At 62.7% G+C, this 8,003-nt stretch carries 8 protein-coding genes; 1 reads left to right on the forward strand and 7 read right to left on the reverse strand.

The window, feature by feature from the left end; translation table 11 throughout:
* Positions 1-2: 2 nt before the first annotated feature.
* From AC30D9_RS00975 to AC30D9_RS01000, 6 genes are all read right to left on the reverse strand, one after another.
* A complete protein-coding gene (locus tag AC30D9_RS00975; RefSeq protein ID WP_490143210.1) occupies positions 3-1,034 on the reverse strand; it encodes an ABC transporter ATP-binding protein in 1,032 nt (343 codons plus the stop codon).
* Entirely contained in the window at positions 1,031-1,825 is a 795-nt protein-coding gene (locus AC30D9_RS00980) for an ABC transporter permease (protein ID WP_134924353.1), read from the reverse strand. The genes AC30D9_RS00975 and AC30D9_RS00980 overlap by 4 nt, the downstream gene beginning before the upstream one ends.
* Positions 1,822-2,676, reverse strand: coding sequence for an ABC transporter permease (locus AC30D9_RS00985; protein ID WP_490143721.1), 855 nt, complete (start codon positions 2,674-2,676; stop codon positions 1,822-1,824). Before AC30D9_RS00985 ends, AC30D9_RS00980 begins: the two co-directional genes overlap by 4 nt.
* A gap of 15 nt (positions 2,677-2,691) precedes the next feature.
* Positions 2,692-3,696, reverse strand: a complete 1,005-nt coding sequence (locus AC30D9_RS00990) for an ABC transporter substrate-binding protein (protein ID WP_109754082.1) — start codon at positions 3,694-3,696, stop codon at positions 2,692-2,694.
* Positions 3,680-4,699 (reverse strand): LacI family DNA-binding transcriptional regulator, encoded by a 1,020-nt coding sequence (locus AC30D9_RS00995; protein WP_490143211.1) that lies wholly within the window; start codon positions 4,697-4,699, stop codon positions 3,680-3,682. Before AC30D9_RS00995 ends, AC30D9_RS00990 begins: the two co-directional genes overlap by 17 nt.
* Positions 4,700-4,835: 136 nt before the next feature.
* Positions 4,836-6,044 (reverse strand): MFS transporter, encoded by a 1,209-nt coding sequence (locus AC30D9_RS01000; protein WP_490143212.1) that lies wholly within the window; start codon positions 6,042-6,044, stop codon positions 4,836-4,838.
* 153 nt (positions 6,045-6,197) lie between these two features.
* On the opposite strand from AC30D9_RS01000, the gene AC30D9_RS01005 reads away from it, so the two are divergent.
* Entirely contained in the window at positions 6,198-7,079 is an 882-nt protein-coding gene (locus AC30D9_RS01005) for a LysR family transcriptional regulator (RefSeq protein WP_490143213.1), read from the forward strand.
* 128 nt (positions 7,080-7,207) lie between these two features.
* Here the strand turns inward: AC30D9_RS01005 and AC30D9_RS01010 are convergent, their stop codons facing one another.
* Positions 7,208-7,987 carry an SDR family NAD(P)-dependent oxidoreductase gene (locus AC30D9_RS01010; protein WP_249014958.1) on the reverse strand — a complete coding sequence of 260 codons (780 nt, stop codon included), beginning with the start codon at positions 7,985-7,987 and terminating at the stop codon, positions 7,208-7,210.
* Positions 7,988-8,003 lie beyond the last annotated feature (16 nt).

An 8,003-nucleotide genomic window follows, 5' to 3' on the forward strand; every position in this document is an offset into this window, starting at 1 on the left:
TATCACGATGCCAGGGTGAACAGCGCCTGCGGCTCGACGGCCAAGGCGATCAGGGCACCGGGGTTGTGGATGACGCCGTCGGTGCTGTCCACCAGCAATGGTTGGGCGGCGCCGACGTCCACCAGCAAGCGGCTTTGGGCGCCCTGGAAAAACTGGCCCACCAAGCGCCCGCACAGATGCCCCTCGCTGTCCATCACCCGCAAATGCTCGGGCCGGCAGTAGACGGTGGCAGGCAGCCCACCACCGCGCCACGGCAACTCTCCGCCACTGACTTTCAAGCCCAGGGGCATGTGCTCAAGTACCGGGAAAGCGTTGAGGTTGCCGACAAAACTGGCGACGAAAGTGTTGGCCGGTTGTTGGTAGATGTCCCGTGGACTGGCCAACTGCGCGACGCGGCCGTGTTCCATGACCAGGATCCGATTGCCCAGGGCCATGGCTTCGCCCTGATCGTGGGTGACGAACACCGCGGTAATGCCCAGATGGCGGAGCAACTGATCCAACTCGCTACGCAGGCGCTCACGCAACTGCGCGTCCAGTGCCGCCAACGGTTCATCGAGCAGCAGGACCCGGGGCTTGGGCGCCAGGGCACGGGCGAGGGCGACCCTCTGGCGTTGACCGCCGGACAACTCATGAATGCCGCGCTTGCCGTGATCCCGCAGACCGACCAGTTCCAGCAACTCCGCGCAACGCTTGTTGCGTTCGGCGGGCGCCATGCCGCGAATCTTCAAGCCATAGACGATGTTGCCGGCCACATCCAGGTTGGGAAACAGCGCATAGTTCTGGAACACCATGCCCACGTCACGACGTTCGATGGGCAGGCGGGTGACGTCGGTGTCGCCAAAAAATACCTGGCCCACATCCGGACGTTCAAGCCCGGCAATCAAGCGCAAGGTGGTGGTTTTACCGCAACCGGACGGGCCGAGGATCGCCAGGGTTTCTCCGGCGTCGATGGTCAGGTCCAGGTCATGCACGGCCACGGTGCCGTCCGCGAACGCCTTGCGGCAACCCGCCAGGCGAATGGTGGTTCCGCTCATCGTTTTTCTCCACGGGAAAGGCGTGCGCTGATGGCCTGCAACGCAATCAGCAGCGGCACGATCATCAACAGGAATATGAGGGTGTAGGCGCTGGCGACTTCCAGCCTCGCCGAGGCATAGCTGTCAGCCAGGCCCACCGGCAATGTCTTGGTCATCGGGGTGTGCAGCATCCAGGTCAGGTTGAATTCGCCCAGCGACAGCGTGACGACCATCAAGACCCCGGCGAGGATCCCCGCCCGGCAGTTGGGCACCACCACACTGAAGAACCGCCGCAGCGGCCCGGCACCCAGGCTGGCGGCGGCTTCTTCCAGGACCGGCAGGTGCTGGCGTTGCATCACTGCCATCACCGGACGCACCAGAAACGGCAGGGTAAACAGCACGTGGCCGACGAGAATGAACAGCCAGCTGCCGCGAAATCCGCCGAACTGGCCATAGGTGAGCAGCAACGCCAAGGCGCTGGCCAGGCCAGGCATTGCCACCGGCAGTACCATCAACTCCTCGAACGCGCGGCTGAAGCGGTTGTTCATCCTTACCAGCGCGTAGGCCGCCGGTACCCCGACCACGCAAACGCACAAAGCACAGGCCAGCGCCAACTGCAGGGATAGCCAGACCGTCGGTGAATAAGCCTGCCAGACCTGCACCAGCCAATCGAACGTCAGGCCGCTGGAGACACCCTGGAAGTAATTGCGGGTCAGCCCGGCCAGCAGCGACATCAGCACGGGCACCAACATGAAGGCGCAGACCAGCAAGGTGAACAGCAGTTGCCCGACAAACAGCGTTGAGCGTTTCACAGGACGGTCCTCGAATTGTGCGCCAGGCGCCTGGCTATGAGCAGCACCGCCCAGGTCAGTGCCCCCAACACCACCGACAGCGCGGCGGCCACGGCGAAATTGGCGTAGTTGGTGAACACGTTGTAGATCGCCACCGGGGTCACATTGAGCCGGGTACCCAAGGTGAACGCCGTACCGAAAGCGCCCATGGACGTCGCAAAGCAGATCGCCCCGCAGGAGACCAGCGCCGGTGCCAGGCCGGGGACGATGACATCACAGACCACCCGCCAATGACCGGCGCCCAATGATTGAGCGGCTTCTTCCAGGCTGCGATCCAGGCTCTCGCAAGCGGCCATCACCGTGAGGATCACTCGCGGGATCGAGAAGTACAGGTAACCGAGGCACAGCCCCATCAGCGAATAGGCAAAAATCCAGCGCTCACTGGCCAGCTCAAGACCGAGACTGGCGAACAAGCCCTGGCGGCCGGCCAGCAGAATCACCAGGAAGCCGACGACCACGCCGGGGAATGCCAGCGGGAAGGTCAACAAGGCCACCAGCAGCGAACGACCGAAGAAGCGTTGGCGACTGAGGAAAACCCCACTGATGCCACCCACCAACAGCGCCGCGAGGGTCGTTGCCAAGGCCAACAGGCAGGTCTGGGCCAGGCTGCCGAGGTATTGCGCGCTGCTGAGTACTTGCCAGTAACCGCTTTCGCTACTTTCGCGACTTTGCCCACCCAGCACGATCAGGTGCGCCAGGGGCAACAGCCAGAACGCGAACAATACTGCCGCGGCAGGCGCCAGGGCCCAGGCCGCGGTCAGCCGTAAACGCGGCTGCGTGGCCCGGCCCGAGCGGACTGTCCGGGCTTTTATTACCGAGGCGGTCACTTACTTGACCTCACGCAGATAACGTGCGGAAAAGGCTTCCTGTGCCGCCGCCATTTGCTCGTAGTTGACCACCCCGGCCCGGGCGTAATCGCTGTCGGGCAGGAACTGCGCAGCGATCTCGGCAGGCATCTTCATCGCCCGTACCGGGCGCAGGTAGGCCTTGGCCCAAAGCGCCTGGCCTTGCTCGGACAGAACGAAATCCAGGACCTTCTCGGCGTTGGCCCGATGCGGTGCGTTGTCAACGATGCTCATCACGTAAGGCACGCTGATGCTGCCTTCCTTGGGAATCACAAAAGCTACGTTGGCCTTGTCCTTGTAACGGGCGCGATAGGCGTTGAAGTCATAATCCACCAGGATCGGCAACTCGCCGGACAGCACCCGTGCATAGGCCGTTTGCTTGGGCACGATGGGCGAGTTCTTCGCCAGTTTCTGGAAGTAGTCGATAGCCGGGGCGAAGTTGTCCAGGCTACCGCCCATGGCCTGGTTGATCGCAACCGCAGAGACGTAGCCGACGAACGCGCTGGACGGATCCAGGTAGCCGACCATGCCTTTGTATTCTGGCTTGAGCAGGTCGCTCCAGCTCTGCGGCACGGGCAGGCCGCCCAGCGCATCGACGTTGACCATCAAGCCCAGGGTGCCGGAGTGAATGGCAAACCAGTGTCCTTGCGGGTCCTTCAAGCCGGCCGGAATCTGCTCCCAGCCCTTGGGTTTATAAGTGCCAACCACCCCGGCTTTTTGCGCCTGCAAACCGAACGTCACGCCGTAATACACCACATCCGCCACTGGAGCGGCCTGTTCGGCCACCAGTTGCGCCAATGCCTGCCCGGAGTTCTTGTTATCCAGCGGGACTTGCACGCCGGTGGTGTCGGCAATCGCCTTGAGCTGGGTGCCCCAGTCGGCCCATTCCGGCGGGCAGTTGTAGCAAATCGCCGTTTCGGCGGCCTGGGCCAGGCTGGCAACGCCGCACAGCAGCAACGTCGCCAGGGTTTTACGCAAGCGGATCATCAAGTGTCTCCTCGTAAGGTTGAGTACTTTCGCCCGGCCGGATATGGCAGGGCAGGCAATGGGAAACCGGGGTGGCGCCGGCGATCTGCGCCAGCAGTTGATCGATCACGGTGCAGGCCAGCGCCTCGATGGGCTGAACGACGCTGCACAGCGTCGGGTGCATCTGGGTGCCGAGGGCGATACCGTCGAAGCCGATGACTGAGAGTTGCTGAGGCACGTGCCAGCCGTTGCGGCGCAACTCGGCAATCAGGCTGATGGCGAGCAAATCGTTGGAGCAAACCAGCGCACTGAGCCCCTGTGGGCCTTGCAGCAGCGGCTCGATGGCGGCGAAGTCGGCTTGGGTATGGGCCGGCATTTCAATCACCGGCAGGCTGTCGAGACCGGCCTCACGCATGGCGTCGCAATAACCGGCGTAGCGCTGGCGAGCACGGTCGGACTGCAGGGCAGGGCCGGCAACCATGCCAATGCGCCAATGCCCGGCTTCCAGCAGATAACGGGTGGCGAGGGCCATGCCGGCGCGGTTGTCCACCGACACGGCGCTGTATTCCGGATTGCCTGGCTGGTGATAGGCCAGCACAAAAGGCGTGTCCTCGCTGTCCAGGCTTTGCAGTACGCGGTTGCTCTCGGCGTCGGTGACCGTGAGCACCAGGCCATCGACTCGCTGGCGCAACAACTCCTCGACTACCACGCTTTCGCGCTCGCTGCTGTAGTCGGTGGTCGCCAGGAGCAGGTTGTAGCCGCGCAAGCGTGCCGCGCGTTCCATGGCCTGGAATTGCTCGGCGAACACCGGGTTGAGCAGGTTGGGCACCACGACGCCGATCAACTTGGTCACCTGCAGACGCAGTTGGCGGCCGAGACGATTGGGCCGAAAACCCAACTGCCGTGCGGCGGCGAACACCTGCTCGCGGGTGGCCGGACGCACCACTTCAGGGGAAGCAAAGGTGCGAGCTGCGGTTGCCCGCGAAACCCCTGCCAAACGTGCCACTTCTTTCAAATCAGTCATTGTCACTCGCTTGAGATCGATCTCATTGGCGAGGACAGTACCCAGGAATCGTGGCATTTCTGCGACGCAGTGATGACGATTTGATGTCAGTGACTGATCTCTATCGTTGATGGCTATTCATCGAGCGGATGCATATTCAGCGCATGTTTGCTGCAAACCCGGACTGCCTGGCAGACCACACCACCGCCAACGTCATGATCAGAAGAATGACCAGAACCGGCGCAAACGCCACGACCCCCAGGTGATCGAGCAGAATGCCTCCGACGATTCCGCCGCCGGCAATGGCCAGGTTCCAGGCCGTGACCAACATCGACTGGGCGAGATCCGCTGCGTCTCCGGCAGTCTTGGCGATGGCCGTCTGGAACAGCGTCCCAGCCCCTCCGAAAGCGATTCCCCAGGCGGCCACGGCGATATACACCGCCGCTGGCCTGTCGCTCATCGCCCCTAGCGTCATTGCCGAGAGGGCGAACAGCACCGTACCTGCAAGCGTCAACGCCCGAAGATGGCGATCGATCAGCACGCCGACGACCCAGATCCCCAGCAACGACGCGACGCCAAAGACCAGCAGGACCAGATCCGTCCGCTCGCCCAGGCCCGCCGCCGCCAAAAACGGAGCGATATAGGTAAAGAGAATGTTGTGCGCCAGGACAAAAGCCAGCACCACGAACAACACCGAGCGAACGCCCGGCAGGGTGAAGACCTGGCCCAAGGCAAGACGTTTGTTGGAGGTCTGTCCGGGAAAATCAGGCACCTTGAGTCGTACCCAGACCATCAAGGCCACGGCGAACAGGCTCATGATGGCGAAGCTCATTCGCCAGCCGACCAGGTTGCCGAGCAGCGTGCCGGCCGGTACGCCGAGGGATAACGCCAAGGGCGCGCCCACCATGGCGATCGCAATCGCACGACCTTTCTGGCTTTCGGGCACCATGCGGGCGGCATAGCCGGCCAACAAGGCCCAGAGCAGCCCGGCCGATACGCCACCGAGCAAGCGCGCGACCATCGTCAAAACATAATGGGTGGAAAGCGTCGTGACGGTATTGGCAACGGCGAAGCCGGCGATGGCCAGCAACAAGAGTGTTCTGCGTCGCATGCCTTGGGTCGCGGCGGTCAATGGAATGGCCGCCAGCAAGGAGCCGATCGCGTAGACCGTCACCAACTGGCCAGCCAGGGCCTCGGAGATCGCCAGCCCTTCGCTGATCTGTGAAAGAAGCCCGGCGGGCAAGGCTTCGGTGAGGATGGTCACGAACGCCGCGAGGGCAAGGGCAAACAGTGATCCGATGGGGAGCGGTGCCGTGGCTTGAACAACCTCGGCCTCGGCGTCGATGTGGGTATTGGCAATCGTCATGGGGCACCTGTTTGGAGCGCGCCTGACCCGCCGGGACGGCGCGGTCAATTGCAGATTGATAAGTGTCGACTACGGTAGGTGCCCGTCTTTGGCGAGACAAGAATGCTAGAGTGCACAACACATCGGAAAAAATGTCCGTAATGGGGGCCAGGCGTGGAATCACTGAGCGGGATTGATTTTTTTGTGCGCGCGGCCGAAACCCGCAGCTTTTCAGAGGCGGGCAGGGCGCTGGGCATTTCGTCTTCGGCGGTGGGCAAAAGCGTCGCCCGGCTCGAGGCGCGACTGGGTGTGCGGCTGTTTCATCGCAGCACCCGCAGTATCACGCTGACGGCGGAAGGGACGCTGTTCCTTGAGCGTTGCCGGCGCATTCTCTGCGAAGTCGATGCGGCCGAACAGGAACTGTCGCAAACCCGCAAGGCGCCACGGGGCAAATTGCGCGTGAGTTTGCCCCTCGTTGCGGATTTGGTCATGCCGACGCTGATCGCCTTCATGCGCCGCTACCCCAGTATCGAGCTGGACCTGGATTTTTCCGATCGGCTGGTGGACATCATCGAGGAGGGTTTCGATGCGGTCATTCGAACCGGAGAGCCGAACGACTCCCGGCTGATGTCCCGTCCGTTGGGCCCGTTCAAGCTCGTTGTGGTCGGTTCGCCCCGGTACTTCGCCGAACACGGCACACCGCACGCACCGGCGGACCTGCTGCGCCATGCCTGCCTGCTCTACAAGTTCCCCAGTACTGGCAGGATGCAAGTGTGGCCGGTAAACGGGGACGGGGAGCCGGAACTCAACCTGCCGGCGACCCTGGTCTGCAACACCACCGAGGCGTTGCTACACGTGGTGCACGATGCGCTGGGGATCGCCTGCGTGCCGGATTTCACTGTGCGCGAGGCCATCGCCAGCGGTGAGCTGGTCACCGTCCTGGACGACTTCAACAGGCATCAGAGCACCTTCCGCATGCTCTGGCCCTCAAGCAAACACCTGGCGCCGAAGCTGCGGGCGTTCATTGATTTCATGAGCAGTGAGTTGTTCAAGTGACTGAACCGCCGCTATCGCGAGCAGGCTCGCTCCCACATCTTTCACTCTAACCATCGACAGGGTCAGTTTCTGGCACCATTGTTTTGCCAGGCTCCAGGTGCGAGCGGCCGTTGCGGCGTATGTTCAGATCAAGGGGCCTTGTTCTCGACCAGACAGTTTCCGCCATCTATCACGATGACTTCGCCGCTCATGTAACTCGCGTCTGGCGATGCAAGGAACGCAACCAGCGCAGCCACTTCTTCGGGGCGTCCCGCCCGGCCCATCGGCGTGTACCGTGCGGCCTCGACTTCCTCGGGAGAGCTAGACCCCGTAGCGATCCAGCCGGGAGCCACGCTGTTGACCGTGATCCCTTGCCGGGCGACTTCCAGAGCCAGGCCCATGCTCATCCCTACCATCGCGGCCTTCGCAGCGCTGTAGGCCGCCTCGCCGGGGTTACTGCACCGCGTGCCGGTAGTGGAACTGATGTTGACGATGCGCCCGTAACGGCGCGCCTGCATACCGGGCAGAACAGCCCGTGTAAGAAGAAAAGCCGTGGTCAGATTTCGAGCCAGCGAAAGGTTCCAGGCTTGCAAATCCATGATCGCCAGCTCCGAAAGCACCTCTGGGGAACCTTGCATGGCCATGCCCGCGTTGTTAACCAGGATATCGATCCGCCCCCAGCGCGACTCTGCCCAAAGGCTGAACTCGCGTACCTGGTTTTCATCGGTCAGGTCGACGGCCCGCCCTTCGACTTCGAAGCCTTCGGTACGCAGTTCTTCGACTCGATCGAAGACCCGAGCGCTGCTGGCGGTGATGATCAATCTGGCTCCGGCCAGACCAAGCCGGCGTGCGATTGCCATCCCAATGCCGATCTCACTTCCAGCGCCACTGACGATTGCCACATGATCCTGCATTACAGCGTTTGGCATGGTGCTCTCCAAATGA

Source organism: Pseudomonas sp. DF11, from assembly GCF_058148565.1.